Source organism: Arthrobacter pigmenti, assembly GCF_011927905.1.
In the GTDB taxonomy this organism is placed as follows: domain Bacteria; phylum Actinomycetota; class Actinomycetes; order Actinomycetales; family Micrococcaceae; genus Arthrobacter_D; species Arthrobacter_D pigmenti.
Map to the genome: position 1 here is coordinate 2,634,557 of NZ_JAATJL010000001.1, position 26,117 is coordinate 2,660,673.

The 26,117-nt window shown below is 64.2% G+C and carries 29 protein-coding genes; 9 read left to right on the plus strand and 20 right to left on the minus strand.

What is annotated here, in order from left to right; all coding sequences use genetic code 11:
- Positions 1-176: 176 nt before the first annotated feature.
- Positions 177-2,261 carry a phenylacetic acid degradation bifunctional protein PaaZ gene (gene paaZ / locus BJ994_RS12285; protein WP_167994518.1) on the minus strand — a complete coding sequence of 695 codons (2,085 nt, stop codon included), beginning with the start codon at positions 2,259-2,261 and terminating at the stop codon, positions 177-179.
- A gap of 107 nt (positions 2,262-2,368) precedes the next feature.
- Here paaZ and BJ994_RS12290 point away from each other — a divergent pair, with 107 nt between their 5' ends.
- Positions 2,369-2,770: a PaaI family thioesterase gene (locus BJ994_RS12290; protein WP_167994520.1), complete on the plus strand. Its 402-nt coding sequence runs from the start codon at positions 2,369-2,371 to the stop codon at positions 2,768-2,770.
- A gap of 3 nt (positions 2,771-2,773) precedes the next feature.
- Here BJ994_RS12290 and BJ994_RS12295 read toward each other — a convergent pair whose 3' ends face one another.
- From BJ994_RS12295 to BJ994_RS12305, 3 genes are read right to left on the minus strand one after another with little or no spacing between them, the layout of a single operon-like run.
- A complete protein-coding gene (locus BJ994_RS12295; RefSeq protein ID WP_167994522.1) occupies positions 2,774-3,370 on the minus strand; it encodes a GNAT family N-acetyltransferase in 597 nt (198 codons plus the stop codon).
- Entirely contained in the window at positions 3,367-4,101 is a 735-nt protein-coding gene (locus BJ994_RS12300) for a tyrosine-protein phosphatase (RefSeq protein WP_167994524.1), read from the minus strand. The genes BJ994_RS12295 and BJ994_RS12300 overlap by 4 nt, the downstream gene beginning before the upstream one ends.
- Positions 4,102-4,122: 21 nt before the next feature.
- Positions 4,123-5,184, minus strand: coding sequence for a class I SAM-dependent methyltransferase (locus tag BJ994_RS12305; RefSeq protein WP_167994526.1), 1,062 nt, complete (start codon positions 5,182-5,184; stop codon positions 4,123-4,125).
- Between the two features lie 113 nt (positions 5,185-5,297).
- Between BJ994_RS12305 and BJ994_RS12310 the strand changes: the two genes are divergently transcribed.
- A complete protein-coding gene (locus BJ994_RS12310) occupies positions 5,298-6,131 on the plus strand; it encodes an SGNH/GDSL hydrolase family protein (protein ID WP_167994529.1) in 834 nt (277 codons plus the stop codon).
- Here the strand turns inward: BJ994_RS12310 and BJ994_RS12315 are convergent, their stop codons facing one another.
- The 6 genes from BJ994_RS12315 to BJ994_RS12340 all read right to left on the minus strand — a co-directional run bounded on the left by BJ994_RS12315 (position 6,132) and on the right by BJ994_RS12340 (position 12,090).
- Positions 6,132-6,968 carry an endonuclease/exonuclease/phosphatase family protein gene (locus BJ994_RS12315; RefSeq protein ID WP_167994531.1) on the minus strand — a complete coding sequence of 279 codons (837 nt, stop codon included), beginning with the start codon at positions 6,966-6,968 and terminating at the stop codon, positions 6,132-6,134.
- Between the two features lie 73 nt (positions 6,969-7,041).
- Complete coding sequence (locus BJ994_RS12320; protein WP_342450371.1) at positions 7,042-7,911, minus strand: 3-hydroxyacyl-CoA dehydrogenase family protein; 870 nt, start codon at positions 7,909-7,911, stop codon at positions 7,042-7,044.
- Positions 7,908-8,660, minus strand: coding sequence for an enoyl-CoA hydratase-related protein (locus BJ994_RS12325; protein ID WP_167994533.1), 753 nt, complete (start codon positions 8,658-8,660; stop codon positions 7,908-7,910). The genes BJ994_RS12320 and BJ994_RS12325 overlap by 4 nt, the downstream gene beginning before the upstream one ends.
- Positions 8,660-9,856, minus strand: a complete 1,197-nt coding sequence (locus tag BJ994_RS12330; RefSeq protein WP_167994535.1) for a thiolase family protein — start codon at positions 9,854-9,856, stop codon at positions 8,660-8,662. Before BJ994_RS12330 ends, BJ994_RS12325 begins: the two co-directional genes overlap by 1 nt.
- A 213-nt stretch (positions 9,857-10,069) precedes the next feature.
- Positions 10,070-11,692 carry an ABC-F family ATP-binding cassette domain-containing protein gene (locus tag BJ994_RS12335; protein WP_167994537.1) on the minus strand — a complete coding sequence of 541 codons (1,623 nt, stop codon included), beginning with the start codon at positions 11,690-11,692 and terminating at the stop codon, positions 10,070-10,072.
- 188 nt (positions 11,693-11,880) lie between these two features.
- Positions 11,881-12,090 (minus strand): dodecin, encoded by a 210-nt coding sequence (locus BJ994_RS12340; protein WP_167994539.1) that lies wholly within the window; start codon positions 12,088-12,090, stop codon positions 11,881-11,883.
- A 198-nt stretch (positions 12,091-12,288) separates the two neighbouring features.
- Between BJ994_RS12340 and BJ994_RS12345 the strand changes: the two genes are divergently transcribed.
- Positions 12,289-12,726, plus strand: coding sequence for a VOC family protein (locus BJ994_RS12345; protein ID WP_167994540.1), 438 nt, complete (start codon positions 12,289-12,291; stop codon positions 12,724-12,726).
- Between the two features lie 6 nt (positions 12,727-12,732).
- On the opposite strand, the gene BJ994_RS12350 is transcribed toward BJ994_RS12345, so the two are convergent.
- Positions 12,733-13,098, minus strand: a complete 366-nt coding sequence (locus BJ994_RS12350; protein WP_167994541.1) for a DUF952 domain-containing protein — start codon at positions 13,096-13,098, stop codon at positions 12,733-12,735.
- 62 nt (positions 13,099-13,160) lie between these two features.
- Between BJ994_RS12350 and BJ994_RS12355 the strand changes: the two genes are divergently transcribed.
- From BJ994_RS12355 to BJ994_RS12365, 3 genes are read left to right on the plus strand one after another with little or no spacing between them, the layout of a single operon-like run.
- Positions 13,161-14,126, plus strand: a complete 966-nt coding sequence (locus BJ994_RS12355; protein WP_167994542.1) for a 1,4-dihydroxy-2-naphthoyl-CoA synthase — start codon at positions 13,161-13,163, stop codon at positions 14,124-14,126.
- Positions 14,127-14,132: 6 nt separating this feature from the next.
- Entirely contained in the window at positions 14,133-15,266 is a 1,134-nt protein-coding gene (locus tag BJ994_RS12360; protein ID WP_167994543.1) for an AMP-binding protein, read from the plus strand.
- 53 nt (positions 15,267-15,319) lie between these two features.
- Positions 15,320-16,204, plus strand: coding sequence for a 1,4-dihydroxy-2-naphthoate polyprenyltransferase (locus BJ994_RS12365; protein ID WP_167994544.1), 885 nt, complete (start codon positions 15,320-15,322; stop codon positions 16,202-16,204).
- Between the two features lie 21 nt (positions 16,205-16,225).
- Here BJ994_RS12365 and BJ994_RS12370 read toward each other — a convergent pair whose 3' ends face one another.
- Entirely contained in the window at positions 16,226-16,519 is a 294-nt protein-coding gene (locus tag BJ994_RS12370; RefSeq protein WP_167994545.1) for a DUF4229 domain-containing protein, read from the minus strand.
- A 31-nt stretch (positions 16,520-16,550) separates the two neighbouring features.
- Here BJ994_RS12370 and BJ994_RS12375 point away from each other — a divergent pair, with 31 nt between their 5' ends.
- A complete protein-coding gene (locus BJ994_RS12375) occupies positions 16,551-16,946 on the plus strand; it encodes a PLD nuclease N-terminal domain-containing protein (protein ID WP_167994547.1) in 396 nt (131 codons plus the stop codon).
- A gap of 122 nt (positions 16,947-17,068) precedes the next feature.
- On the opposite strand, the gene BJ994_RS12380 is transcribed toward BJ994_RS12375, so the two are convergent.
- From BJ994_RS12380 to BJ994_RS12405, 6 genes are all read right to left on the minus strand, one after another.
- Positions 17,069-18,118, minus strand: a complete 1,050-nt coding sequence (locus BJ994_RS12380; protein WP_209066827.1) for an integrase core domain-containing protein — start codon at positions 18,116-18,118, stop codon at positions 17,069-17,071.
- A gap of 316 nt (positions 18,119-18,434) precedes the next feature.
- A complete protein-coding gene (gene ccsB, locus BJ994_RS12385; RefSeq protein ID WP_167994551.1) occupies positions 18,435-19,484 on the minus strand; it encodes a c-type cytochrome biogenesis protein CcsB in 1,050 nt (349 codons plus the stop codon).
- A complete protein-coding gene (resB, locus tag BJ994_RS12390) occupies positions 19,484-21,214 on the minus strand; it encodes a cytochrome c biogenesis protein ResB (protein ID WP_167994553.1) in 1,731 nt (576 codons plus the stop codon). Before resB ends, ccsB begins: the two co-directional genes overlap by 1 nt.
- A 23-nt stretch (positions 21,215-21,237) precedes the next feature.
- Positions 21,238-21,951 (minus strand): cytochrome c biogenesis CcdA family protein, encoded by a 714-nt coding sequence (locus tag BJ994_RS12395; RefSeq protein WP_167995998.1) that lies wholly within the window; start codon positions 21,949-21,951, stop codon positions 21,238-21,240.
- Positions 21,952-22,051: 100 nt separating this feature from the next.
- Positions 22,052-22,624 carry a TlpA family protein disulfide reductase gene (locus BJ994_RS12400; protein ID WP_167995999.1) on the minus strand — a complete coding sequence of 191 codons (573 nt, stop codon included), beginning with the start codon at positions 22,622-22,624 and terminating at the stop codon, positions 22,052-22,054.
- 86 nt (positions 22,625-22,710) lie between these two features.
- Positions 22,711-23,376 (minus strand): histidine phosphatase family protein, encoded by a 666-nt coding sequence (locus BJ994_RS12405; protein WP_167994555.1) that lies wholly within the window; start codon positions 23,374-23,376, stop codon positions 22,711-22,713.
- A gap of 197 nt (positions 23,377-23,573) precedes the next feature.
- Between BJ994_RS12405 and BJ994_RS12410 the strand changes: the two genes are divergently transcribed.
- Together BJ994_RS12410 and BJ994_RS12415 are read left to right on the plus strand one after the other, a co-directional pair.
- On the plus strand, positions 23,574-24,125 hold the full coding sequence (locus tag BJ994_RS12410; RefSeq protein WP_167994557.1) for a YceI family protein: 552 nt from the start codon (positions 23,574-23,576) through the stop codon (positions 24,123-24,125).
- 113 nt (positions 24,126-24,238) lie between these two features.
- A complete protein-coding gene (locus tag BJ994_RS12415; protein WP_167994559.1) occupies positions 24,239-24,856 on the plus strand; it encodes a cation diffusion facilitator family transporter in 618 nt (205 codons plus the stop codon).
- Between the two features lie 15 nt (positions 24,857-24,871).
- Here BJ994_RS12415 and BJ994_RS12420 read toward each other — a convergent pair whose 3' ends face one another.
- Both BJ994_RS12420 and BJ994_RS12425 read right to left on the minus strand, forming a co-directional pair.
- Positions 24,872-25,582: a redox-sensing transcriptional repressor Rex gene (locus tag BJ994_RS12420; RefSeq protein ID WP_167994561.1), complete on the minus strand. Its 711-nt coding sequence runs from the start codon at positions 25,580-25,582 to the stop codon at positions 24,872-24,874.
- Between the two features lie 132 nt (positions 25,583-25,714).
- Positions 25,715-26,011 (minus strand): glutaredoxin family protein, encoded by a 297-nt coding sequence (locus BJ994_RS12425; RefSeq protein WP_167994563.1) that lies wholly within the window; start codon positions 26,009-26,011, stop codon positions 25,715-25,717.
- Positions 26,012-26,117 lie beyond the last annotated feature (106 nt).

Consider the following 26,117-nt stretch of genomic DNA (forward strand, 5'->3'; position numbering starts at 1 on the left):
TCAGCCGACGCGCGGGGACGAACCCACTCCTATGTGGAAAAGTCGCCCCAGATCGATATTGGGCCGCACGTAGGACGCACACTATGCCCCACCGAATCATAGGTTTCACGGGGTATGTCTAGACATACCCCGTGAAACGTCGGAGTCGGTGGGTTGATTCACGCGCCGAAGCGAGGCTACTTCTCCACGAGCGTCAGGACGTCATAGGTGGCAACAATCTCGTCATCCTGGTTGGTCAGCACCGCATCCCAGGAAACCTCGCCGTACTCCTCATCCTCGCGCGGGGTGATCCGCTTTGCCGTGAGCGTGACGCGGATGGAGTCCCCCGCCGCAACGGGCGTGATGAACCGCAGGTTCTCGAGCCCGTAGTTAGCCAGGACCGGCCCCGGCGCAGGCTCGACGAACAGCCCCGCACCCCAGGAAAGCAGCAGGTATCCGTGCGCCACGATGCCCGGGAAGAACGGGTTCGCCGCGGCAGCTTCCTCGTTGGTGTGCGCGTAGAACTTGTCCCCCGTGGTGTTCGCGAAAGCCGTGATGTCCTCGAGCGTCACCTGGCGCAGGTCGGAGCGGATGGCATCGCCGATACGCAGAGTTGCCAGGTTCTTCCGGAACGGGTGTTCCTCGTCGAAGTTGCGGTCCGCTCCGGCGTGCCAGACGCCCGTGACGGCGGTGAGCATGTTCGGTGAACCCTGCAGCGCCGTGCGCTGCATATGGTGCAGCACTGAACGGATGCCACCGAGCTCCTCGCCACCCCCGGCCCGGCCCGGTCCGCCGTGTACGAGGTGCGGCACCGGCGAGCCATGCCCGGTTGAGGACCGCGCATCCTCCCGGTTCAGCAGCAGCACACGTCCGTGGTGGGCAGCGATCCCCAGAACCAGTTCGCGGGCAATAGACGGATCATTGGTGCACACTGTCGCCACCAGAGAACCCTCGCCCATGGCGGCCAGGCGCACGGCGTGGGCGACGTCGTCGTACCCTACAACGGAGGCGACCGGGCCGAACGCCTCCACCGTGTGAAGCTCGACGGCGTCGGCGTTCTCCCAGGTGAGGAGAACCGGCGACATGAAGGCACCATCTTCGACGACGTCCACCGTCCCGTCCGCCTGCGTAACCCGCGGTGAATCCAAGGTTCCGTACGCCAGCTCACCACCGGCGGCGATCATGGACTCGACGGCGGCGCGAACGTCCCGGAGCTGGCCCAGCGAGGCCAGCGCGCCCATGGTGACACCCTCAGCGCGCGGGTCACCGAGCGTGACGCGCTGCTCGATGCGGTCGCGGGCGGCAGCAACGACGTCGTTCACCAGCGTTTTGGGCACCAGCGTCCGGCGGATGCTGGTGCACTTCTGGCCGGCCTTGACAGTCATCTCGGTGACGAGTGACTTGATGAAGGCATCGAATTCAGGGGTGCCCGGTACTGCGTCCTCACCGAGGATCGCCGCGTTCAGGGAGTCAGTCTCGGAGGTGAACCGGACACCGCCGGTTGCAACGTTTTCGTGGGACTTCAGCTTGTTCGCCGTTGTGGCCGAGCCGGTGAAGGACACCAGGTCGCGGTAGTCCAGGTGGTCCAGCAGGTCGCGGGCAGGCCCGGAAATCAGCTGCAGCGAACCAGCCGGCAGGATGTTCGACTCGATGATCAGCTTCACGACGGCGGCGGTCAGGTAGCCTGTCGGCGTGGCCGGCTTCACGATGGTCGGCACACCTGCGAGGAACGACGGCGCGAGCTTCTCGAGCATGCCCCACACGGGGAAGTTGAATGCGTTGATCTGCACGGCCGCACCTGGAATGCGTGTGTAGATGTGCTCACCGACGAAGGAGCCGTCCTTGGACAGCACTTCCGCAGGCCCGTCGATGACTACCTGCGAGTTCGGCAGCTCACGCCGCCCCTTTGAACCGAAGGTGAACAGCACACCGATCCCGCCGTCGATATCCACCATCGAGTCCACCTTGGTGGCGCCGGTTCGGGCGGAAAGTTCGTACAGGTGGTCCCGCTGCCCGTTCAGGAACTGCGCAAGAGCCTTGAGCTTCAGCGCGCGCTGATGGAAGGTGAACTGGCCCAGCTCCGCCTGGCCGGTGGTGCGGGCGTACTGGACGGCGTCGGCGACGTCGAGCCCGCTGGTGCTCACCAGGGCGAGCAGTTCGCCGGTGCTCGCGTCCCGGACTTCCGTCGAGTTGTCCTCGGAGAGAGTGTGCTGGTCCGGTGTCCACCAGGCGTCGCGGATGAAGCTGGGGACGATGTCCACGCTGAGGGCGGTCGAAGTCATCGTTGACCTTTCGCTTTCGGGGCTCGATGAGGATGCTGGAAATTACTGAACGGACGTTCGGTAATATGTCCAGAGTACATTAAGCGCCATACCCAATAGGAGCCCGAATGACCGGCGAACCCTGGCAGATCACCCTCGGCGAACTCGACGAGAAGATGGGCGTGACCATCACCGAGCAGTCCGTGGAGCGGGTTGTGGCCACGATGCCAGTGGAGGGGAACCGGCAATCGTTCGGGCTCCTGCACGGCGGTGCATCCCTTGCGGTCGGCGAAGCTGTGGGCTCCTGGGCCGCCGTCATCCATGCCAGCACGCTGGGGAAAATCGCCGTCGGCGTGGATGTTTCAGCTACCCACCACAAGTCCGCGCGTAGCGGCGTCATCACTATCACGGCCACTCCCATTCACCTGGGCCGCACCCTCACCACGCATGAAGTGCTGATAACCAACGACGACGGCGAGCGCCTCTGCACCCTCCGCATCACCAACCTGCTGCTCGAGAAAAAGAAGTAGCGCCTACGCGCACGGTTTGGCCAGCCGATACTCGAGGTGCGAACGCACCATCGGCCACTCCGAAGCGATCACCGAAAACACAACCGTGTCCCGGACCGTCCCGTCCGGCATCCGCACATCCCCGCGCAGCACGCCGTCCTGTTTCGCGCCGAGCCGGGAAATCGCCTCACGGGACTGGTGATTCATCCAATGGGTCCGGAATTCGACGGCAGTGCAGCCCAGCGTCTCGAATGCGTGCGTCAGCAGGAGCAGCTTGCTTTCGGCGTTGGCGCCGGTGCGCTGCGCCGATAAACGATTCCAGGTGTACCCGATCTCAACCTTCGGCGTGTCAGCGTTGATGTTGCAGTACGTCGTCATCCCAAGGACCTCACCCGTGTCCGAGCGCCGCGCAGTGAACGGCAGCATCGAGCCGGCACGCTGCTTGTCGAGACGTCCCTCAATTTCTCCGGCCATGCCCTCAGGCCGGGGAATCCGGGTGTACCAGAGGTTCCAAAGCTCACCGTCACGCACCGCGTCAACGAGGCCGTCGTGGTGTTCCATGGACAACGGTTCCAGCGTCACCGCCCGTCCCCGCAGCGTCACAGGCCCGATCGCACTCAAGCCGTCAGCCTCTCCCGCACAGCGCCAATCTCCTGCTGGGAAAGGCCGGCGTCGAGCAGATAAGCCTCGGCGTCGAACCCGTTCAACAGTTTCAGGAGATGCTCCCGCGTGTGACTGATCCACTCCCGAAGTTCTTCCGGCGACTTCGGCATTTCCCGTGGCTCCTCCTGCGCGAGGTGGTGCTCGTTGATCCCGTGGACAGCCAACGCGTAGTCATTCGCGATGTCCTCGTGCGGCACGCCTGCCAGCGCGAGCAGCACGGCACTCACCATGCCCGTCCGGTCCCGTCCGGCAGCACAATGCACGACGACGGCGCCCTCCGCCTCAGCGACGGCGCGCACCACCGCCGCGATCTTCTCCGGCCAGCGCCGAAGGTTCTCGCCGTAGTACTCCGGTGAATTCAGGTAGGGGCCGGCGAGCGCCATGAATTCCTTGTCCGACTGGTCTTCGGTGAGGCAGTTCACCACCCGGAAGCGGTCCAATACCGCGCTGTTAAGGACGGGGTCCGTCTCCCGCCGGCCGCGTTCCCCAGGGTTCCGCAGGTCAATAACGGTGCGGACGCCGTCGTCGTACGCCTGCTGCCAGCCAGCCTCCGTCAGCCACTCGTGGCGGCCCATCCGGTAGAGCCGGCCAGGCTTCACCGCAGCGCTGACCCCGCCAAGATCGCGTGCATTGACCGCGCCCTCCCAGGTGACGTTCCGCTGCGAAGTGTCAGTGTCAAAGAAGACCATGTTTCCAAGGCTACAAGCGGTTCAGGGCACGAGAAGGTAGAAGCGGAAGAACCCGAAGCCTTCAATCGGAAGTATGCGCACCTCGCTGAACCCGGCTGAGGATGCGTACCGGCGTAGGATCTCCGGGCGCATTACAGTGCCCGTTCCGGCACTGTTCGGGTGCGACATGCCATCTGGTAGGCAGATCAGCAGGCTGAAGCCGTACATGAGCCGTTCAGTGTCATCACCTGGCGGGGCGAACGAATCGGCCACTGCCTCGTCCATGACGACGACGACGCCACCTGGCCGAAGCGACCGGCGCACCGCTGAGAGAACCTCCACCGGGTAAGGCATGTCATGGATGCATTCGAACGCAAAGACCACGTCGAACTCGTTTGGCGGCAGGCCGCTCGCGTCGATCTGCTGGAAACCGGCGGAGCTTCCGGCAGAGGACGCGTTGGAGCGTGCGAGGTCGATCGACGGTTCGTCAATATCGAATCCTGTCACCCGCGCAGCGGGGAAAGCACGGGCGAGGGCGATAGTTGACCAACCGGCACCACAGCCGACGTCGGCGATTGACGCTCCCGGCGCCTGCAGCCAAGACGTCAGATCCTGCGCTTGGTTCAGCGCTTCCGCGAGTTCCCGCTCGAACCACGGGCGGTTCATGTCCGCCTGGGATTCACGGGCGTCATCACCGAACTCCTGCCAACTCACCCCGGCGCCCGCGCGATAGGCACGGTCCAAGGACGGGAGCTGCACGGCCGCCACGGCGATCATGCGTGCCAGCGGAGCGAGGTAATTGAGGCTGTTCGTGTCCGTCAGCACCTCGGCGGCGCCGGGAGGCAGGACGAAGCGGGGAGTGCCGCCGTCGCGGTTCACTTTCAGGAGGCCGGTGATTGCCTGCTGCTCAAGCCACTCCCGGGCGTATCGCTCGGAAGTGTCGGTACGCTGCGCCAGTTCCGACGATGACGCCGGCCCGTCGTTCGCCAGGCTCCGGTACCAGCCGAGCCGGTCGCCAAGGTGGATAGCGAGGATGTCCATGCTGCCGAGAGCCGCTGTGAAAACCCGCTCTGCCACGGCGTCGGCATCCTCTTCTGAAGCCATTCTTCCTCCCGGATCGCGTGCCCTTGGAGCAAGGATGGACCCGCCGCCCACGGTTGGCAAGACGTGGCCACAGCCCTATGTTCGCGGCGTCCGATCAGGAGTATCTTGAGCCAATGAAACTCTTTCGGATAGCGGCCGGCGCGCTTCTCGCGTCCGGCCTGGTTGCTGGTTCAGCGGTCGCGCCCGCATCAGCGGGCGAGCGGGACACAATCGACTACGTCGCTTTCGGCGACTCTTACGCGGCAGGATTCGGGGCGGGTTCCTACATCGACGCGTGCGGCCAATCCGCGCTCGGATATCCCGGCCTCCTCGATGAGCGGAGACGGATCGAACTGGATGCCAACCTGGCCTGTAGCGGCGCCACCGCGCTGGGCGATGTCCCGCTGCAAATAGGGGCAGCAGTTCAATCAGGTGTGCTAAACAGGAAAACCGATCTGGTCACCATCTCCGCCGGGGGCAACGACGTAGGGTTCTTGACGGTCATCGGCGCCTGCGCGAGCCCCGCGCCGGCGGATTGTGAAAACGCGGTCGCGGCAGCGACGTCCTACGCGCAGACGAGCCTTGCTGCGAACCTCCCGAGTGTGTACGCGGGCATCAAGGCGAACGCCGGTAAGGCCCAGATCATCGTGACCGGCTACCCGCACCTGTTCTCGCCGGAGTTCGGAAACGCAGTACCCGTGGCGTTCGGAACGTTCCAGGGAGTGCTTACGTCCGAGGCCCAACAGGAGTTCAACGACGGCACGGACGCGCTGAACAAGGTCATCCGGAAGGCAGCCAAAGCGGCCGGCGTCAAGTACGTTGACCTCACCAAGCGGTTCGACGGTCACGGATTAGGCTCACCAAAGCCCTGGTTCACGGCCGGGACTGCCCCGGACGGGCTGCACCCTAACGCGGAGGGCTACGAAGACGGCTATCTCCACGAGATAAAGGACGTGATCAAAGACTAGCTAGTCCACCGTAATGATCGCCTGCACCGGCGTGTGGTCGGAAGGCCACGCGCCGTCGTAGCGCGTGGTGTTGATGCCCGTCTCCACGACCGTCACACCCGAGTTCACCATCACCCAGTCAATCCGCTTCCGCCCCTGCTTCGGCGCGCGGTAATGCGGGAACGTGCCCCAGAGCTCGGTGAGCCGTTCCTCGGCCACGTCCCACGCGTCCGTGAGCACGTCATCGCTGGTCAGCGCCTCGTACGGCTGCGACGCGGCGCCGGTGTTGAAGTCGCCGAGCACGACGACGGCGCCCTGGGTCCTCGCGACCAATGACCGGATTGCCATGACGGACTGCTGACGGGACTTTCGGGACATATGGTCCAGATGCGTATTGATAATCGTAAGTTCCTTGCCCGTCTCCCGGTCCCGGAACCGCCCGGTCACGATGATGCGGGGGATCAGGTTGCCCCACCCGTTGGACCCGGGTTCATCCGGGGTGTTGGAGAGTGCGTCCTGGTCCCAGTCCAACAACTCGAGCCGCGCCGAGTCATAAACCAGCGGGCACTGCTCACCGCCGCCGTCGGCATTGCGCCCGCGGCCGATGCTGCTGTACTTCTCCCCCAGGCCCTCAAGGATGGCGGGAAGCTGGTCCGGCAGGGCCTCCTGCACGCCCAGGATGGTGGGCTGCTCGGCAGCAAGCAGGCGACGGACAAGGGGCTCCCGCCTTCCCCAGTGATCGTGGCTCCATGGATTCACGTGGGCAACCCGGCGTCGGATGTTGTAGGTCATGATGTGCAGTTCAGGCGCTTCGACAGGTCCGACTAACGGCTTGTCCGCAAGGGTCCGCTCGCTCATGGAGAAAACACTAGCCCTTATCCGGTCGCTGGCTGTACTGCTCTTTGCCTCGGAGTGTTCGGTGCCCGATCGGTTACTCGTCCCAGGTGAAGAAGCCCTGGCCGGACTTCCGGCCCAGGTCGCCATGCGAAACCTTGTCCCGGAGAATCTGCGGCGGCGCGAAGCGCTCCCCCAGCGTGGACTCCAGATACTCGGCAATCCCGAGGCGCACGTCCAGACCCACAATATCCGTGGTCCGCAGGGGGCCGACCGGATGCTTGTAGCCCAGCACCATTGCAGTGTCGATATCCTCCGGGGACGCAACGCCCTCCTCGACCATCCGCATGGCTTCCAGGGCTATGGCCACACCGAGCCGTGAACTCGCGAATCCGGGTGCATCCTTCACGACCACTGGCGTTTTGCCGAGTGCCTCGGTCCACCCGCGCGCCTGGGCTTCGAGCTCTGCGGAGGTCGACGGCGCCAGCACCACCTCGATCAGCATCGACGCCGGCACGGGATTGAAGAAGTGCAGCCCGCAGAACCGCTCCGGCCGCTTCAGCACGCCCGCCAGTTCGCTCACCGAAAGGGAGGAGGTGTTAGTTGCGAGCCAGGCGTCGTCGTCGAGCTGTTCCTCCACCGACGCGAGCGCGGCCGACTTCAGTGCGAAATCTTCCGGCACGGCTTCCACCACTAGCTCACAGGACGCGAACGCCGAATAATCCGTCGCGACGCTCAGGCGGCCTGCGAGCGCGTCCTGGCTTTCCGTCGTCGTCCCTTTGGCAACGCTCTTATCCAGCGCCGCGGTGACGCGCCCGCGCGCGGCTTCAGCGGCGTCGTCGTCCCGTTCGACGACGACGACGGCGGAACCCGCCACACAGAACGCGTGCGCAATGCCGGCCCCCATGCGTCCGCCGCCGAGAACTCCGACGGTTCCAGGAATCTTCACTTCGGAAGGCGCATTCACTTTTTCTTCTTCCGGTCTGTGTCTTTCCTTGTCAGGAAAGCCTGCATGCGTTCGAACTTCGCGTCGGACTCGAACAGGATCCCCTGCGCGAGCTGGTCGATCATCGGGTGAGCCTCGCGCGGTGCACGGAACACGCTCTTGGTGATCCGTGTGGCAAGGGGATCCTGCCGGGCAATGCGGTCCGCGAGCTTGTGCGCCGCTTGCAGGAGCGCGTCCGCGGGGTGGATCTCGGTGATGAGCCGGGCTGCGAGTGCTTCCTCCGCGTTCAGTACGCGGCCCGTCAGCAGGATCTCCTTGGCCAGCGGTTCGCCCACCAGCTCGCGGAGCCGCCACGTTGCCCCTGCCGCCGGGAGGATACCGAGTCCCGTTTCGGGGTTGCCGATCTTCAGTTCCGGTGTGCCAAGCCGGAAGTCCGCAGCGAAGGCCAACTCGGCGCCACCACCCAGGGCGTAGCCGTCGAGAGCCGCGATCACGGGCAGCGGGAGCTGAGCAATGCGGGAGAAGAGCCTGGAGTTGATTCCTGCGAGGGCGTCGTCCCGGCGTCGTTCCTTCAGCTGGGCTATGTCTGCCCCGGAAGCGAAGACGCCGCCGGTTCCGGAGAGAATCAGTATCCGCGGATCCCGTTCGAGGTCCGTGCACACCAGGTGAAGCTCATCGACCATCTGCTGGTCTATGGCATTGCGCACCTCGGGACGGTGCAGTTGGACGCTGAGGCGGTCGCCGCCGTCGTCGATCTTGAGGGTTTCCACTACACACGCTCCAGCAGCATCGCCGTGCCCTGGCCGACTCCGACGCACATGGTCGCCAGGCCCAGACGCCCATTCTCGCGCTCCATCCGGCCCATCAGCGTGATGGCGATGCGGGAGCCGGACGAGCCGAGCGGGTGGCCAAGCGCAATCGCTCCGCCGTCGCGGTTGACGATCTCCTCATCAAGTCCCAGCCGGCGGATACACGCGAGCGACTGCGTGGCGAAGGCTTCATTGAGTTCGACGGCGTCGAGGTCACCAATGCTGCGCCCGGCGAGTTCCAGGACCTTCTGCGTTGCCGGAACCGGTCCGATCCCCATAATTTCCGGCGGCACTCCCGCTGAGGCGCCGGTGACGATGCGTGCACGCGGCGTCAGGCCAAGCCTTGTGAGCGCGGCTTCAGAGGCGACGACGACGGCGGACGCCCCGTCATTGAGCGAGCTTGAGTTCCCGGCGGTAACCACGCCGTCCTTGGCGACTACCGGCTTGAGCCCCGCGAGGACCTCAAGCGTCGTGTCGGCGCGTGGACCTTCGTCGGTGTCCACCGTGACGTTCTTCCTGCGGTTCGTCGTGTTCACCGGGACAATCTCGTCCTTGAAATGCCCGGCCCCGATCGCCTTCAGGGCACGCTGGTGGGAGCGCAGCGCGAAGGCGTCGGCGTCGTGGCGGCTGATCCCGTCAACGCGCGCGACTTCCTCAGCGGTCTCCGGCATCGAGAACGTGGTCTTGTCCTGTGCCGCGAAGGTGGGGTTGGTGAATCGCCAACCGATGGAGGTGTCGAAGGAGGCACCCGGCTTGGCGAACGCCGTCGTCGGCTTCTCCATCACCCAGGGGGCGCGGCTCATGGACTCGACGCCGCCGGCGATCACAATGTCCGCAGCTCCGGCCTTGATCATGTGGGAGGCCATGATGATCGCGGAGAGCCCCGAGGCACAGAGCCGGTTCACGGTGATGCCGGGAATGGTGTTCGGCAAGCCGGCGAGGAGGGTAGCCATGCGGGCGACGTTGCGGTTTTCCTCGCCGGCACCGTTGGCGTTTCCAAGGATCACCTCGTCAATCGCCTCTGGGTCCAGGCCGGTCCGTGCGACCGCCTCGCGGATTGTGAGGGCCGCCAGGTCATCGGGGCGGACTGCCGAAAGGGCTCCGCCGTACCGTCCCACCGGGGTGCGTACCCCGCCCACCAGAAAAGCCTCGGCCATGCCAGCCTCCGTCATCGTCAGCGATCGTGTTCGAGGACGGCATAATTACCGACCGTTCGTTCTATAAAGAATCGCACGGGGTGCGGGAGGGGTCAACCGGGTCCTTCATTCCGTGCAGGTTTGCGGCGGCCCGGCGCGTGTCGGACCGCGACACGCCGAGATTACGACGACGGCGCCCGCCAGACCTGCACGGAATCGTTCGAAGGACGCCGCTTACGCAGCCCGCCGCTCCACCACCCGGCCCGCGTCCAACCGCAGCTCCGAACCGTCAAGGCCTGCAAACCAGCGGCGCAGTTCCCGGTCGTGGCTGACCACCAGAAGCGTTCCGGCGAACCGCTCGAGCGCCTCCTCCAGTTCCCCGACCAGCACGGGTGATAGGTGGTTGGTCGGTTCGTCGAACAGCAGCACGTCGTAGGAGCTCACAAGCAACCGGGCAAGCGCCAGCCGGCGGTACTGGCCGGCGGAGAGTCCACCAACCGGCACCGTAAAGTCCCGCGACCGGAACAGCCCGAGGTTCAGCAGCCGGTCCGCGTGTTCATCGATGTCGCCGCGAAGCCCTTCGGCGAACGCCGGCAGTAGCCGTTGCGACGGCTTCTCCGGTGGCGCGAGTTCCTGCGGCAGGTAGCCAAGCCTCCCCCGGTGCCGAGCGGTACCGGCGTGATCCGAGGTTCCGGCGATGGCATTGAGCAGCGTCGTCTTGCCGGCGCCGTTGGGCCCGGTCACCAGCAGCTTCTCCCCCGCGGCTACCCGCAGCGAGGACACTGCCAGCCGATCCGAAACCACCAGTCCGGACACCGTGACGACGTCCCCGTGCAGCGAGCGCCCGCCGAACCGAGCGGACAATGCCAGGGGTTGAGGCGGCCGGTCAACCGGGTTCTCCTGCAACCGCCGTAACCGCTCGAGCGCGTTGCGTTTCTGACTGCTCAAGGCCTCCTGCACGGTGCCCTGCTTGAAGTCGAAGGCCATCTTGTCGCCGTCGCGCTTTCGTCCGTAGCCCATGCGCTGCTCGACGGTAACCGCTTTGAGCCGCTCGGTCTCCTGCGCGTCGAGCCACTGCTGATACTCCTGTTCCCACCGACGCCGCTCGGATTCCTTCGCCGCCAGATAACCCTCGTAACCGTTGCCGTATCGCCGGAGCTCCAAGCGGTCGGCATCCAGTTCCACAATGGAGGTCGCGAAAGTCCGCAGGAATGCGCGGTCGTGGGACACGGCAAGTACAGCACCCCGGTGGGAGGCGAGTTGCCGTTCAAGCCAGCTGACGGCGTCGTCGTCGAGGTGGTTGGTGGGCTCATCGAGCAGGAGGATCGCGGCCGGATCAGCCAGCAGGCAGGCGAGCGCCAGTCGCTCCTGTTCACCGCCGGAGAGCGAGGAAAGCGTACGCCCCCGGTCGATGCCGCCCAGTCCGAGGTGCTGCATCGCCGAGCCCACCCGGGCATCCACCTCGTAGCCTCCGTGCAGGGCGAACTGTGTCTGGAGGTCCCCGTACCGGGTGAGGCCGGCGTCGTCGGCGGTGTCCAGGCCAGCCTCCAGCGCACGCAGCTCCCCCTCTATTCCGCGAATGAAGGACAGCGCTGCGTCGATCACGTGGCCAACGGTGTCCGACGGCGGGTGGTCCAGTGTCTGCGCCAGGTAACCAACGCTGCCGTTGATCTTCACGACGCCGGCGTCCGGACTTTCGCGGCCTGACGCCAGGCGCAGGATGGTCGATTTGCCGGCGCCGTTCTCACCGACCAACGCAACACGTTCGCCGGAGGAGATGAGGAGATCGACGTTATTGAGCAGCAGCTTGTCGCCATAGCCGTGGGAAACGCCGGACAGGAAAAGGTGTTCGGTCAAAGGGGTACCTCGCAGGAGTCGAAAAGGCGCCGGCGGAGCCGCCCCGGAATTTGCGCATCGGGGCCAGCTCAACGCCGGCGAGAAGAATCGGCACAGATTATTCTGCACACTGCGGGTTACATCCACATAGGGAACAGCCTGCCCCTAGAAGCCCGATTCGTCAACGGTCATGCGCCTCGGAGGCATTGTCAGCCCTCGAGCCGGAAGCCGAGCTTGACCGTTACCTGCCAGTCCGCGACCGCGCCGTCCACCAGGTGCCCGCGGATTTCCTTTACTTCGAACCAGTCGAGATTCCGGAGCGTCTTGGCGGCCTGCGTGACGGCGTTGGTCACCGCCGCATCTACGCCGTCAGGCGATGTTCCGACAACCTCGGAAATGCTGTATGTGTGATGGGCCATGCTTCCTCCTTGAAGACGGATTCGCCGATCGCGTCCGCTGCGGCGGCGGTTGGGTGCCACGCTAGTCCTCTCCCCCGCCCGGGTCTAGAGTTCCTTTCCACCCAACGACGACGACGGCGGCCTGCACCCTGATATTCCGGACACCCGATGTCCTCAATGGGCTGGTGGGCGCGGCAACCCGCTTCTACGCTCGTCGGTATGACATACAGCATTCAGGTTGCAATCGACTGCTCAAACGCTCACGCCCAGGCTGACTGGTGGGCAGAGACCCTCGGCTGGGTGGTTGAGCCGACCAACCAGGACTTCATCGACGAAATGCTCGCCAAGGGGTTCGCGAAGGAGAGCGACGTGATCGAGCACAACGGCGTGCGGGTCTGGAAGGACGGAGCAGCGATCTGTCGGCCGGATGAGGTTGGGGCGAAGGGACGGCAACGGCTGCTGTTCCAGCCGGTGCCGGAGCCGAAGACGGTGAAGGACCGCATCCACCTCGACATCAACCTTGACGGCGATGACAAGGACGCGCTCCGGTCAACCCTGGAAAGCCGCGGCGCGAGGTTCCTCTACCAGGCAAACCAGGGACCACACGTCTGGTATACCATGGCGGACCCGGAGGGGAACGAGTTCTGCATCGGTTGAGCGATCCTACTGGTCGAGGATGCGGAAGCGCCCGTCCTCATCGAAGTCGGCGTGCAGCACGTCCTGGACATACTCGGGCTTGATCGGGCCGTACACGTGGGGATAGCTGACGCCCGCACCGCCGTCTTCCCAACGGACGTCGACGCCGTCGGATTCGATCTGCTCGCTGTCCATCACCAGAACCAGCAGCTCACTGGGATCAGCCTCGTCCCGGTAGGCGGATTCAGCCACCGCAGCGAGCTGATCGGGCTCCGCGCAGTGGATGAAACCGGCGTCGTCGAGCGTCGCACCCCTCGTGGAAACGGCGTAGGGCTCGTCCGCCTGCGCGGCGAAGTTCCAGTCGGAGGCATAGGCAAGGTGCAGTATCCGCATTCCTGCAGCCTACGCACCGTTCGCTTTGATGTCTGCCCCATTCGCGAAGCTAGACTCGATTGGTGACCACAGACCTTCCAGCCCAGGTATCTGACATCTTTGACCCCGTCCGTTGGCGGCTTGTGGAGGGGTTCGAGAACCTTCAGGACATCACGTACCACCGGCAGGTGGAACGGAGCCAGGCAGAGCGTGCCGAAAGCGAATCCGCGAAGGACCTGCCGACGGTCCGGATCGCGTTCAACCGGCCTGAAGTACGCAACGCATTCCGCCCCGGCACGGTGGATGAGCTGTACCGGGCCATGGATCACGCCCGCATGACTCCGGACGTTGCAACTGTTCTGCTAACCGGCAATGGGCCTTCGCCGAAGGACGGTGGACACTCCTTCTGCTCCGGCGGCGATCAACGTATCCGGGGCAGGGACGGCTACCGCTATGCGGAGGGCGAAACGAAGGAAACCATCGACCCTGCCCGTGCAGGCCGCCTCCACATTCTGGAGGTGCAGCGGCTGATGCGGACCATGCCGAAGGTGGTCATCAGTGTCGTCAATGGCTGGGCCGCCGGGGGCGGGCACAGCCTGCACGTGGTCTCGGACCTGACGATCGCCTCGCGTCAGCACGGGATGTTCAAGCAGACTGATGCAACGGTCGGAAGTTTCGACGCCGGATACGGTTCGGCGCTGCTGGCGCGGCAGATCGGGCAGAAGCGGGCGCGCGAAATCTTCTTCCTCGCCCGCGAGTACTCCGCGGATGAGATGGTGGCGATGGGTGCTGTCAATGAAGCCGTCGATCATGAGCGGCTTGAGGAGGTAGCGCTTGAGTACGCGGCGGATATCGCCCGGCAGAGCCCGCAGGCCATCCGCATGCTCAAGTTCGCCTTCAACCTCGCCGATGACGGGTTGGCCGGGCAGCAGGTCTTCGCCGGCGAAGCCACCCGCATGGCGTACATGACCGATGAAGCGGTGGAGGGCAAGGAAGCGTTCCTCGAAAAACGCAGCCCCGACTGGTCCAGCTTCCCCTACTACTTCTAGGCTCCGATGGAACTTCTTCCTTTTCACACCCCGCCCGGGTCCGATCCACACGCGCTGCTGAAACCCCTAGCGGACGCACTCGCAGGTGAAGGTCCCGCCGTTGCACCGCACTCGGACGGGCAGCAGAGGTTCGACGGCGAACTGCCGAACGACGAGATTGCCGCGGTACTCAGCACCTCCGGCTCCACCGGGACGCCGAAACAGACGATGCTCAGTGTCGACGCCCTTGCGGCTTCAGCCATGGGCACCGCGTACGCGCTTCAGGCCGAGGGCCAGTGGTTGCTGACCTTGCCGGTCCATTACGTTGCCGGATTCCAGGTCCTGGTCCGCTCGCTCTACGCAGGGACCCGCCCGTGGGCCATGGACCTGTCGCAGAAATTCAGTCCGGAGACCTTCACCGAGGCGGCCGGTGAACTGACCGACAAGGTCCGCTTCACCTCGCTGGTCCCCACGCAGCTGCATCGGCTGCTGCAGGACCCGGCGCCTGGGACCATCAAGGCCCTTCAGCGGTTCAACGCCATCCTCCTCGGCGGTGCAGCGGTGACGGACACGCTCCGCAACGAAGCCCGCAAGCACGGCCTGAAGATCGTGCGCACCTACGGGATGAGCGAGACGTGCGGCGGCTGCGTGTACGACGGCGTCCCCCTCGAAGGCGTTGAACTCACCAACGATGAGGGCCGGCTCTGGATCAGCGGCCCCGTGCTGGCTGACGGTTACCTCGGCCAGCCCGAACTCACCGAAGAGAAGTTCCCCTTCAACTCCGGCCGGCGCTGGTTCAGGACCGACGACGACGGCACAGTGGAAGACGGCATCCTCACCATTCGGGGGCGGGTGGACGACGTCATCATCACCGGCGGCCTGAAGGTTTCCGCTGTTGCGGTCGCGAGCGTCATCGAGGGCATGGACGAGGTCCGTGAGGCGCTGGTCCTGGGCATCGCCCACCCGGAGTGGGGCACCCAGGTGGCTGCCGCCGTCGTCGGCTCCGTCAATCCCGACGCCGTGCGGAGGCATGCCCAGCAGGAACTCGGCCCGCACGCGGCTCCGAAAATCGTTTTGACGCTCGATGCCTTGCCGATGCTGCCCAACGGGAAACCGGACAGGCTCGCGATACGGGCGCTGTTCGAGCAGTCGGCGCACTAGCGCGCCATCCCTTAAAAACGTGACGGCCTCCGCACAAGATCGAAAGGAACACCGTGGCAACAGCTGCGCAATGGATTGAGGGGGCCCGCCCCCGTACGCTACCCATGGCGGTCGCGCCCGTCATCATCGGGTGCGCTGCTGCCTGGGACCTGTTCGCATTCAAGCCGGTAAACGCGATGTTAGCCGCGATTGTGGCGATCCTGCTGCAGATCGGCGTGAACTTCGCCAACGATTACTCCGACGGCATCCGCGGCACCGACAACGACCGCGTTGGTCCGCTGAGGCTGACCGGGTCAGGAGCGGCCAAACCCTGGCAGGTCAAATGGGCCGCATTCGGGTGCTTCGCCCTTGCAATGGCTGCGGGCATAGCGCTGATCGTCCTGTCGCAGACGTGGTTCCTGCTCCTGGTGGGCGTGGGCTGCGTGGCTGCAGCGTGGGGCTATACGGGCGGTCGGAATCCGTACGGGTACATGGGGCTCGGCGACGTCTTCGTGTTCGTGTTCTTCGGCCTGGTGGCTACGCTCGGGACCACGTATACGCAGGCGAACCAGTTGAGCGGACCTGCGTGGGTTGGGGCGATCAGCACTGGAATCATTGCCATGGCACTGCTGATGGCGAACAACGTGCGGGACATTCCGACTGACCGTGAGGCCGGGAAACTGACACTGGCGGTGCGCCTGGGTGATACCGCAGCCCGCATCAGTTACGTGATGATGCTGACTGTTGCGTTGCTGCTGCCGCTGTTCCTCGTGTACGACTACCCGTGGGTTCTGCTGGTGCTGCTGCTCATCCCGCTGTGCCTGATGCCGAGCTGGCTGATGCTGAACGGGAAGAAGCGCCGCAGCCTCATCCCGGTGCTCAAGCAGACCAGCATCATCAACCTGGGGTTCAGTGTGCTGTTCGCGGCGGGTGTGGTGCTCTCGGGCGTCCTGGCGTAGCGTTCGGGCGCGGGCCCGGCATTACAGCTTGCGGCGGTCCGCGTTGACCGGCGTATTGGGGTCAAGGGTGTCTTCAGCGTCGGCGTCGCGCAGTTCGCGGACGGTCCGTGCGGGCGGCGCGCCGTCGCGGAACCGACGCTGCAGTGAGGATGCGGCTTCATTGCGCAAGCCGCGGAAGAACAGGTAGGTAACGCACCAGGCCATGATGGCGCCGGCGATGACCGAGAAGATTGCTCCGAGGCCCAACCAGTAGCAGATGAGCGCGAACACCGCGACGAGGCCCAGGCGAAGAGCGGTGAATTTGAGGAAAGCCACGCAACAAGTTTACCGCGCCTACAATTGATGCATGCCCCGCTTTCTGCTGTTAATCGTGATCCTGGGGATCGCCGTCATCATTTACGCGCTGTTCGACTGCATTATGAGCCGGGGGAACGCAGTGCGCAGCATCTCCAAACCCGCCTGGATTCTGACCATCCTGCTCGTACCGCTGCTGGGCGCCGGGCTCTGGTTCCTGTTCGGTCGTCCCCGTCAGGACGGGAACTCCGTGAAGCGCCGGAACACACCCCGCCGTCCTTCAGCCCCGGATGACGATGCACAGTTCCTGCGCAACCTCGAAGTGAAGCGCCGCCAGGAAGCACGGGAGGCGGAGTTGCGCCGTAAGGAAGCTGAGCTCCGCGCGAAGGAAGACAAGAAGAAGAAGAACGACGACGGCGGCACGGCCACCGACGGCAAGACCGCCTGACCGCTCCCCGAAGAATGAATCGACTCTCCCTAAATGGGCCTTTTGAACGCGGAAAACGCGCTGTCATGTCTCAAGACTTCGTGGACAGTTTATGTCTCGGGACTTCGTGGACTGTTGGTGTGTCAGGACTTCGTGGACTGTTGGTTCGCCATGAAGCCGCGGGGCTGGTTGTTGCCGATGTAGGTAGTACCTGGTTCCGGTGGGGTGATGCTGCGAATTTCTGTGCCCGCGGCATCGAAGAACATGATCGCCGCTGGTGTGATGATGATCGTGATGGTTTGGCGAGCATGGTGGTGTCCGAGCATGACCATGGTGGATCGGACTTTCACGCTGCCTTTGGGGCAGGCCCGTCGGGTGGTCTCTTCGGGTTGGGCCTCCGGGACCGGTGGGGGTTGCGGTGGGCTCGCCTTGGGCATGGCGTCCCAAGCTTCCTGCGGGGTTTTACCGTTGAGCGCTTGGTGCTCGCGTTCGGTGTTGTAGTACGGGCGGAACAGATCGAGCTGGTCCTGAAGCTGGTTCAGCGTGGCAACTGGTGGTTGTTGGGTCAGGAAACGCTGCAGGGTGGAGTGGATACGTTCGTTCTTTCCTTGCGTGGTGGGAGATGAGGGTTTACCGGTGATTGGTTTCACGCCCAGGGCTTTGAGCATTTTCACTAGGGCGCCTTCCCAGCCTCGCCGTGAAGGGTTCAGCGCGGTGCCGTTATCGGAGAGGACTTTCTGCGGAACTCCGTAGCGTTCGATCGCCAGGCTCACCGCCCGCACCGCGTCTTCGCTGTTCTTCGACCGGGCGGACATGGACACTAGTTCCAGCCGGGAGTGATCATCGATGATCTCGAAAATCACTGCTGTGCGGTCCTGCAGCTGCCATCCGGTTGCATCGATCTGCCAACACGAGTTCGGGTTCGGATGAACGAACCGCCGGTAGGAAGAACGTGGGCGTTTGCGTGGCTGCGGGGTTACCAACCCGGCCTGGGTGAAGATCCGGTGCAGCGTCGCCGGTGCGGGAGCTTTAATGCCCATCCGGCGCATCTTCGCCGCAACACTTTTCGGCCCGTAATCCCACCCGTTCTTCTTCAACCTCGCCCTGATCTCGATCGCGGTCGAACGTACCGGTTCGCTGACCATCGTGGGCGTGGAGCGGGGTCGGGTGCTTTCCTTCGTTAGTGCTTCCAACGAGCCTTTCTCACGTGCCCGCTTACGGATCTTATGGAACCAGGACGTCGATACCCCGTTCTCCCGGCAGAACTTGACTACCGCGCCCCGCGGGGCCGAATCATCCCAATTAACAACGGCAGCACGGACTTCCGGACTTGGCTGTGTCTTTCCCATAAGACCAGCCCAGCCACCGAAGTGTCCACGAAGTCCTGAGACACACCGTCCACGATGTCCTGAGACAGTTAAGTGGAATAAGTCCTGACATCACACAACGCGGAAAACGCGCTCAGAAGACCCATTTGAGGAGAGTCGATGTTGCTTAAGAGGCAGCTGGCTACGGCATCACGCCGCCGTAGCTGTGCAGACCCGAGAAGTAGATGTTCACGATCGTGAAGTTGAATACGATGCACAGGTAGCCCACGATCGACAGCCAGGCGGCCCGTGTTCCGGTCCAGCCGCGCGTTGCGCGGGCATGCAGGTAACCGGCGAAAACCACCCAGATGACGAAGGTCCACACTTCCTTGGTGTCCCAGCCCCAGTAGCGGCCCCACGCCTTTTCGGCCCAGATCGCCCCGGCCATGAGGGTGAACGTCCAGAGCACAAAGGCGATGGCGTTGATTCGGTAGGAGAGGTTCTCGAGGCTGAGGGCTGAGGGAACCAGCCGCATGAACGGCAGGCGGTCCTGCCGCCCGGCGGCCAGACGTGCCACGCGGTCGGACTGGAGCTGTTGCAGCACCGACATCGCGAAGGTGAGGGTGAACAGGGCCGACGCCGCGACGGCCACCGAAACGTGAATGATGAGCCAGTAGCTCTGCAGCGCGGGAACCAGGTTGGCGACCGGTGTCGGGAATCCGATGGTCGCCGCACAGAGCATGACAACCACGAGGCCGATCACGAACGTTCCGAGGAACCTGAGATCCTTGCGCGTCAGCACCACCAGGAAGACCAGTGCTACCACCAGGCCGCCGGTGGTGCAGAACTCGTACATGTTGCCCCAGGGAACGCGGCCCGCGGCGATCCCCCGCGAGAGCACCGCAACCGTATGGACCGCTGCGGCGAGGATGGTGAGCGCGACGGCGATGCGCGCCGCGGAGCGCCGCTCACCCTGGTAGTTCATCGCATCATCGGCTGTGCTGCCTGCGGGAATTGCTTCCGCGGCTTTGGGACGGCCGCGCTTGCCACCGGCCACGGCTCCGGCAAGCACCAGCTCCCGCTCTTCGGCTGACTGAGCGGATCCGGCCAGACCTGCTTCGATTTCCCGGATCTTACGGCTGCTCTTCACGAGGTCCCACGTGAACGCGAGGAACGCGGCCGTGTAGGCGAGCGCGGCCAGCAGCATGAACAGCTCGCTGTACTGCCCCAGAGTCTGGTTTATGTTCTGCATCAGTTGTCCTTACCGCTCATCCGCGCCGATGCCCCCACGTGCGCTGTTTCATTCTCGTCGTCGTCGTTGGTATTCGCCAGCCAGCGTTCCCGCAGAAGCTTCTCGATTGCGGCTCCTTCGCCGGCCAGCCGGTGGTCCTCGCCGCGCGCCAGAAGGCCGTACTCGACCATTACCCGCCCATCGGTGTGGGTCCCGGCGCGGATCCACACCCGTCGCCTGCCGATGAAGAGGGACGCGCTCAGCCCGGCGAGCGCCAACGAGGAGAAAACCAATGCGCCGAGTTCCGCGGGGTCATGGGTGATGTCCAGGGCAACGTAACGCCGAAGGCCGTCGAAGGTGATTGAGCCCTTGTCCTCGGGCAGTTCCACGGTTTCGCCCGCATCGAGCACAAGGCCACTGGCGTCGCTGTTCCGGCTGTTGAGCTCGGTGAGGGTGTCGGTTTCGAGCACGTACACGTTCTGTGGTTCGCCGTTGTCGAGCCCCAGATCTCCATAGTAGGAGTTGAGATTGAGCTGGGGCAGGAACGGGTCCGGGTCCCGCGAGAAGGAGACGCCGTTCTCATCGATCGCCGCCGTGGGCAGGAAGAAGCCGACGAACCCGAGCTGGTCCGGCTGGGCGTCCGGCACCTTCAGCACCATGAGCGAGGTGAACAGCCCATCCTGCGGAATGGAGACTACGGGCCCCTGATGCGCGATATTCCCCTCGCCGTCGCGCACGGTCACCACCGGGGCGTATCCGTTGCCCACCAGATACACGCTCGTGCCGCCGATGGTCAGCGGCTCGTTGACCTTCAGGATCTGCTCCTGCGGTTCGGCGTCCGGCCCCGCCTTGGTGGTCATGGTGGCGGTGAAGTCGATCGGCTGTCCATAGTGCGTGAGCTGACGGTCGAACTGGACCTCGAAGTCCTCAAGGGTGATCGCGTACGGGTCGAGATTGTTCTCGGAGAAGTTGGTGCCGGGAGTGAAGGAGTCATAACCCACGAGGGTGTTGACGAACGTCTCCCCCTCCACAAGGATTTTCTGTCCGCGATAGCCGAATAGCCCGCCCACCGCCACCGAGATGAGAACCCCGATCAGGGAGATGTGGAACACCAGGTTGCCGAGTTCCTTCGCGAACCCGCGTTCCGCTCCGGCGGAAGGCTGGGCGGCGTCCTCATCGCGGACATCCACACGGTAGCCGCGCTTCTTCAGGAGAGCGGCGGCGTCGACGACGGCGGCACGCGCCGACGACGGCCGCTCACCTGCTTGCCCACCGGCCTCGGCAGGCGTCCCGGCGGCTCCGGTTGCGGGTCCGGCCCCATCAGGTACAGACCCAGCCGGAATGGCGAAGGCGCCGTACACCGGTAGGCGGGACAGCCGCTTGGGAGTGCGTGGCGGCTTCGAGCGCCAGGCCCGTCCGTGCGCGATGGCGCGCGGGATCACGCAGCCGATCAGCGAGATGAACAGGAGCAGGTAGATCGCGGAGAACCAGATCGAGGAGTAGACATCGAAGAGCTGGAACCAGTCGAGGATCGGCCCAGTCTCGGGATTGTCCTGGATGTACTGGGTGACAACTGCGGGGTTGGCCGGACGCTGCGGAAACAGTGACCCTGGGACCGCTGCGACTGCGAGGAGCAGCAGGAGGAACAGTGCCGTGCGCATGCTCGTGAGCTGGGTCCATGCCCAGCGGAGGGTCCCGAGGAACCCGAGAGCCGGGAGCGCGACGTCCTGCTCGCGATCCTTTTGTGCCATGGAACTTTCCTTTGGTTTGGTCATCAGATGGGAAGGGTCACCCCGCCTATCCATTGCTGAAGTTCGTTGATCCACAGGTTCCAGACCCCGGTGGCCATGAGTAGGCCGACGAGGATGAGCATCCCGCCACCGATCCTCTGGAGCAGCAACCGGTGGCGGCGGAAGAATTTCATGGCGCCCATGCCGCGGCGGAGTCCGAGGGCGATCAGCAGGAAGGGCAGTCCGAGGCCGAGGCAGTACACAAAGGTGAGCAACGCTCCCTTGGCCGCGCTGGCGCCGTCGTTCGAGAATGCCAGCAACTGCACGGCGGAGAGTGTGGGGCCGATGCAGGGCGCCCAGCCAAGACCGAAGGTCAACCCGAGCAGGGGTGCTCCCCACAGCCCGCTCGGCACCCTCGCGTGCAGCTTCTTCTCCTGCTGGAACCAGGAGAATCCGCCCATAAACACGATGCCGAGCACAATCACCACGAGACCGAAGACCCTGATCAGCCAGTCCTGGGAGCCCGCCAGCCACGCACCCAACTGCCCAAACAGCGCACCGTAGGCCATAAACACAACCGAGAAACCAACAACGAACAACCCGATTCCAGCGAGCATCCTGCCGCGCTTCTGCTGTTCGAGATCCACACCGGTCAGGCCGCTGACGTAGCCAAGGTATCCGGGCACCAGTGGCAGAACGCAAGGGGATACGAAGGAGACCAGCCCTGCGAGCAGCGCCACTGGCAGCGCCAGCAGCATCGAGCCGTTCAGCACGGCATCTGCGAAGGCGTTGCCTGCGGGCGCCAGTGCGACCACGGCGTTCAGCTGGGGAATAGGAGTCACGGCTGATACTTGATTACTACTCGGCCAGCGCGGTTTCGATCAGGGCGCTGAGCGTTCCCTTGTCCGCCAGCCCGAGAATGCGCGCGGCGACGCGGCCCTGCTGGTCGAGCACGATCGTGGTCGGCACGGCCTGCGGAGGAACGTAGCTGGTCATCGAGAGGAGGACGCCGCCGTCGGAGTCGTTGAAGCTGGGGTACGGAATGCCGAAGGTGCGCTCGAAGGCCTCGGCGTTTTGCTTGCTGTCCCGGATGTTCACTCCGTAGAACTGGACGCCCTGCGGCTCGAATTCCTCGTGCAGTGCCACTAGGTCAGGAGCTTCTTCCCGGCACGGTGCGCAGGCCGCGTACCAGAAGTTCAGGACGGTCACCTGGCCTTGCCAGTCAGTGGAGTTCACGCTCTGGCCGCTATACAGCTCCCCTTCGATGTCCACCGGTTCACCGCGTTCAGCGGGTGCGTACTCGGTGACAGAACCGTCTCCGGCGATGTAGTTCTTGTTGTTCCCCTCGGCCGCCTGCTGGGCCAGCGGATCCTGGGCAGCACAGCCCGAGAGCACGACGGCGGCGGCCAGCACAGCGGCGGCTAATCGCATGAGCCTGCCGATGGTTCGGCGGCGGGGGGCAGCATCAGAATGAGTCACATCGTCTTCCACAACTTCTACAACGTGTAGTAATACTATTACGCTCCCGGGATGTTCGCCGCACCGGGAAGCAGGTCAGCGCACGGCTCTTCATACCGGACGCCGGTGAGTACGTCGTCATCGAAGTAGAGCGAGGTCACCGAAGTCAGGGTGCAACGTCGCTGCCGCGGATCATGCCACAGCCGCTTTCTCTCCGCAGCCAGCCGTGCAACCCAGATGGGCAGCTGGTGGCTGACCATGATCGCTTCAGCGTCTTTACCGCCCGCGGCTTCCAGAGCTTTCTGCCGTGCCTCGTGGACGGCTTCCATCACCCGGGTCACCTGTACCTGGTACGGCTCACCCCACGAAGGCTTGAAAGGGTTATGCAGCGACTTCCAGTGCCGTGGGTGGCGCAATTGCCTGGCCACCTGTGCCATGCCTTCGAAGCGGTTCTCGGCTTCGATGATGCGCTCGTCGGTCACCACCGTCAGGCCGAGTGCGCGCGCCGTGGGTGCCGCCGTTTCCTGTGCGCGCGTCAACGGCGAGGCAACAAGATGGACTATCTCGGCGCCGTCGTTCCTTCGTTTGGCGAAGTGCGCAGCTACCCGCTCTGCCATCTCCTGCCCCAGCTCGGACAGGTGGAACTCGGGCAGCCGGCCGTAGAGGATGCCATCTGGGTTGTGGACCTCGCCGTGGCGCACAAGATGGACGGTGGCTGTAGGCATACCCCAAGTTTCGCACCTCTCGGTTCGGGCAGCTAAATCGCGAAGCAGAGTGCCTTCTGCGAGGCCATTCTGAAAATATTTGAAGATTGAAGTAATTTCCGGAATAAAAGATGCAAACGCATGTTTATTACAGGTACACCCGTTGTTCCGCCGGCTCGGCTGGGCAGCACATACCGACAGACATCAGGAGAACAATCATGGCCATCCCCACCGGACTCACCCAGGGCACCTGGAACTTCGACGGCGCGCACAGCGAGGTCGGCTTCACTGTGCGTCACGCAGGCATCAGCAAGGTGCGCGGCAACTTCGACACCGTCGACGCAACCCTGCAGGTCGGTTCCTCGCTTCAGGATTCGAAGATCACCGCGACCATCAAGACTGCCTCCTTCAACTCGAACGACGCCAACCGCGACGCCCACGTCCGCGGTGACGACTTCTTCGCCGTCGAACAGTTTCCGGAAATGACCTTCGAGTCCAAGCGCGTGGAAGGCGCCGGCGAGACCTACCAGCTCGTCGGCGACCTGACCATCCGCGGCGTGACCAAGGAGGTTGTCATCGACACCGAGTTCAACGGCGTGGCAGTTGACCCCTTCGGCGCTACCCGCGCCGGATTCTCCGGCCAGACCGTCATCTCGCGCAAGGAGTTCGGACTGACCTGGAATGCTGCACTTGAAGCTGGCGGAGTGCTGGTGGGCGACAAGGTGACGATCAACGTCGACGCCGCGTTCGTTGCGCCTTCGGCCAACTAGCCAGAACTGATGCGTGGGGTGCCCGGACTCCGACCGGGCACCCCACGATGGTTTGTCAGCAGTTTCGCCCGAAAGTCCCCCGCCTGAGGGCTTCCCGGCGGTACGCTGGGCGCATGAGCACGCCATCCCACGACCCCCAGCCCCCCGAACGCGACCCGGACAAGCTCTCCGGCACTGACCCCCTCAACCCGGCCGAACCGGGTCCGGCACAGAATTCAGCTGCCGGCCTCTCCCCCGAACCGCAGAAGCCTGCTACGGACGATCACCAGCAGCAGAGCGGATCGCCGTACGGCTACCAGGCAGCCCAGCCCTCCGGCTATGCCTACCCGGGTTCCGCGAGCATGCCCCAGGCGCAGCGCCCGCCTATGCCCAAGGAAGTGAACTGGGCATTCTGGCTGATTATCGCTGCCGGCGTTGTGAGCTTGATCTCCGCATTCATCCCGATTGATTCCTCTCAAGTACCCAGCGAACTTCAATCCACAATCGCCGGATTCGCCATCGGAGGCGGAATAGTGGCGCTCGCCATATACGTGCTTCTGGCCGTCTTTATTCGCAAGGGACATAACTGGGCGAGAATCACGGCAACCGTCCTCGCTGCCCTGTCCCTGGTTGGACTATTCACAGGTAGCATCCTGGGAATTGTCTCGATCCTACTTGGCGTCGTCGGCGTCGTACTGTGCTACCTCAAGCAGTCCAACCCCTACTTCAAGCCGAAGCAGCCCCAATACTGAGCTGCGGCTAAACCCTTACTGAGCCGCGCGGGCGCGGGGGCCGGATTCCAGATCCGGGTCCTGCGCCCGTTGTGCGTGGTAGGCCAGGATCTGCAGTTCGGTGGCCATGTCCACCTTGCGCAACTGCACGTGGTCGGGGATCTGCAGCACAACAGGGGCGAAACTCAGGATGCTCGTGATGCCGGCATCCACCAGTTCATCGCACAGGGATTGCGCAACTCCCGCAGGCACAGCAAGGACAGCCATGTTGGCGCGGGTGCGGCCAAGTACGGTTGCGAGGTCCTGTACGGGACTGACGCGAAGCCACCCGACTTCCGTTCCGACAATCAACTGATCCGCATCGAAGAGGGCAACCACTTCGAAGCCGCGCGACTGGAATCCCGAATATCCCGCCAGCGCCCGGCCGAGGTTTCCTGCACCGACAATCGCAACGCGCCAATCCTGCGACAGGCCAAGCGCGGTGGAGATCTGGCTGTTGAGGTACTGGACGTCATAGCCCACGCCGCGGGTTCCGTAGGAACCGAGATAGGACAGGTCCTTGCGCAACATCGGCGAATTCACGCCGGCGGCCTCCGCGAGCTCGTCGGAGGAAACCCGCTCAATACCTTCCGCGAGCAACGAGTTCAGGGCGCGCAGGTAAATGGTGAGCCGCGCCAGCGATGCCGGCGGGATCTGCCTGCCCTGCTGCTCTCCGGCTGCGCTCCGCAGCCCGGGTATCTCCGACATTGTCACTGGTTCATCGCTCCATCACTATGCAAAGGCTGCACCCGGCAGCTCCGCCCGCCCACCGGAGGATGACGGCGGGGGTATGTCCACTTTAGGTCGCCGTTGTGGGTGCTCAAAGTTGGCTTCGGTACGCTACGCCAACAGCCGACGCAGGCGGCCCTCATCGATCGTCCAAAAGTCACGTTGAACGCCGTCAATCAGGAGAACCGGTACTTCCTCCGCAAAGCGCTCCAGTAGCTCAGCGTGGTCAGAGATCGACACTTCGCTCCAGCTGGTCCCGAGTTCGTCAGTTACTCGTACGACGACGTTCCGCGCCTCTGCACACAGGTGGCAGTCCGGGCGGGTGACCAGCACGAGGCCTGTGGACCAGGGCTCTTCCGGCTTTTCAGACTTTCCCGGCTCTCCGGTCGACGCGTTGTGTTCGCTCATGGTGCCAAGCGTAGTGTGCGCGGGTTCGGCGCGGGACGCCAGCCGGGGATTGCGGCGCCGGGGCCCTGTCGACGGCCCGCCGTCGTCGTCCTTGTGAACCGCCGTC

Coding starts and splice junctions, on each gene's coding strand:
- paaZ (WP_167994518.1), bottom strand. CDS start 2,261: ATGACTTCGACCGCCCTCAGCGTGGACATCGTCCCCAGCTTCATCCGC.
- BJ994_RS12290 (WP_167994520.1), top strand. CDS start 2,369: ATGACCGGCGAACCCTGGCAGATCACCCTCGGCGAACTCGACGAGAAG.
- BJ994_RS12300 (WP_167994524.1), bottom strand. CDS start 4,101: ATGGTCTTCTTTGACACTGACACTTCGCAGCGGAACGTCACCTGGGAG.
- BJ994_RS12305 (WP_167994526.1), bottom strand. CDS start 5,184: ATGGCTTCAGAAGAGGATGCCGACGCCGTGGCAGAGCGGGTTTTCACA.
- BJ994_RS12310 (WP_167994529.1), top strand. CDS start 5,298: ATGAAACTCTTTCGGATAGCGGCCGGCGCGCTTCTCGCGTCCGGCCTG.
- BJ994_RS12315 (WP_167994531.1), bottom strand. CDS start 6,968: ATGAGCGAGCGGACCCTTGCGGACAAGCCGTTAGTCGGACCTGTCGAA.
- BJ994_RS12330 (WP_167994535.1), bottom strand. CDS start 9,856: ATGGCCGAGGCTTTTCTGGTGGGCGGGGTACGCACCCCGGTGGGACGG.
- BJ994_RS12340 (WP_167994539.1), bottom strand. CDS start 12,090: ATGGCCCATCACACATACAGCATTTCCGAGGTTGTCGGAACATCGCCT.
- BJ994_RS12345 (WP_167994540.1), top strand. CDS start 12,289: ATGACATACAGCATTCAGGTTGCAATCGACTGCTCAAACGCTCACGCC.
- BJ994_RS12350 (WP_167994541.1), bottom strand. CDS start 13,098: ATGCGGATACTGCACCTTGCCTATGCCTCCGACTGGAACTTCGCCGCG.
- BJ994_RS12360 (WP_167994543.1), top strand. CDS start 14,133: ATGGAACTTCTTCCTTTTCACACCCCGCCCGGGTCCGATCCACACGCG.
- BJ994_RS12375 (WP_167994547.1), top strand. CDS start 16,551: ATGCCCCGCTTTCTGCTGTTAATCGTGATCCTGGGGATCGCCGTCATC.
- ccsB (WP_167994551.1), bottom strand. CDS start 19,484: ATGCAGAACATAAACCAGACTCTGGGGCAGTACAGCGAGCTGTTCATG.
- resB (WP_167994553.1), bottom strand. CDS start 21,214: ATGGCACAAAAGGATCGCGAGCAGGACGTCGCGCTCCCGGCTCTCGGG.
- BJ994_RS12395 (WP_167995998.1), bottom strand. CDS start 21,951: ATGCTGCTGGCGCTGCCAGTGGCGCTGCTCGCAGGGCTGGTCTCCTTC.
- BJ994_RS12400 (WP_167995999.1), bottom strand. CDS start 22,624: ATGCGATTAGCCGCCGCTGTGCTGGCCGCCGCCGTCGTGCTCTCGGGC.
- BJ994_RS12405 (WP_167994555.1), bottom strand. CDS start 23,376: ATGCCTACAGCCACCGTCCATCTTGTGCGCCACGGCGAGGTCCACAAC.
- BJ994_RS12410 (WP_167994557.1), top strand. CDS start 23,574: ATGGCCATCCCCACCGGACTCACCCAGGGCACCTGGAACTTCGACGGC.
- BJ994_RS12415 (WP_167994559.1), top strand. CDS start 24,239: ATGAGCACGCCATCCCACGACCCCCAGCCCCCCGAACGCGACCCGGAC.
- BJ994_RS12420 (WP_167994561.1), bottom strand. CDS start 25,582: ATGTCGGAGATACCCGGGCTGCGGAGCGCAGCCGGAGAGCAGCAGGGC.
- BJ994_RS12425 (WP_167994563.1), bottom strand. CDS start 26,011: ATGAGCGAACACAACGCGTCGACCGGAGAGCCGGGAAAGTCTGAAAAG.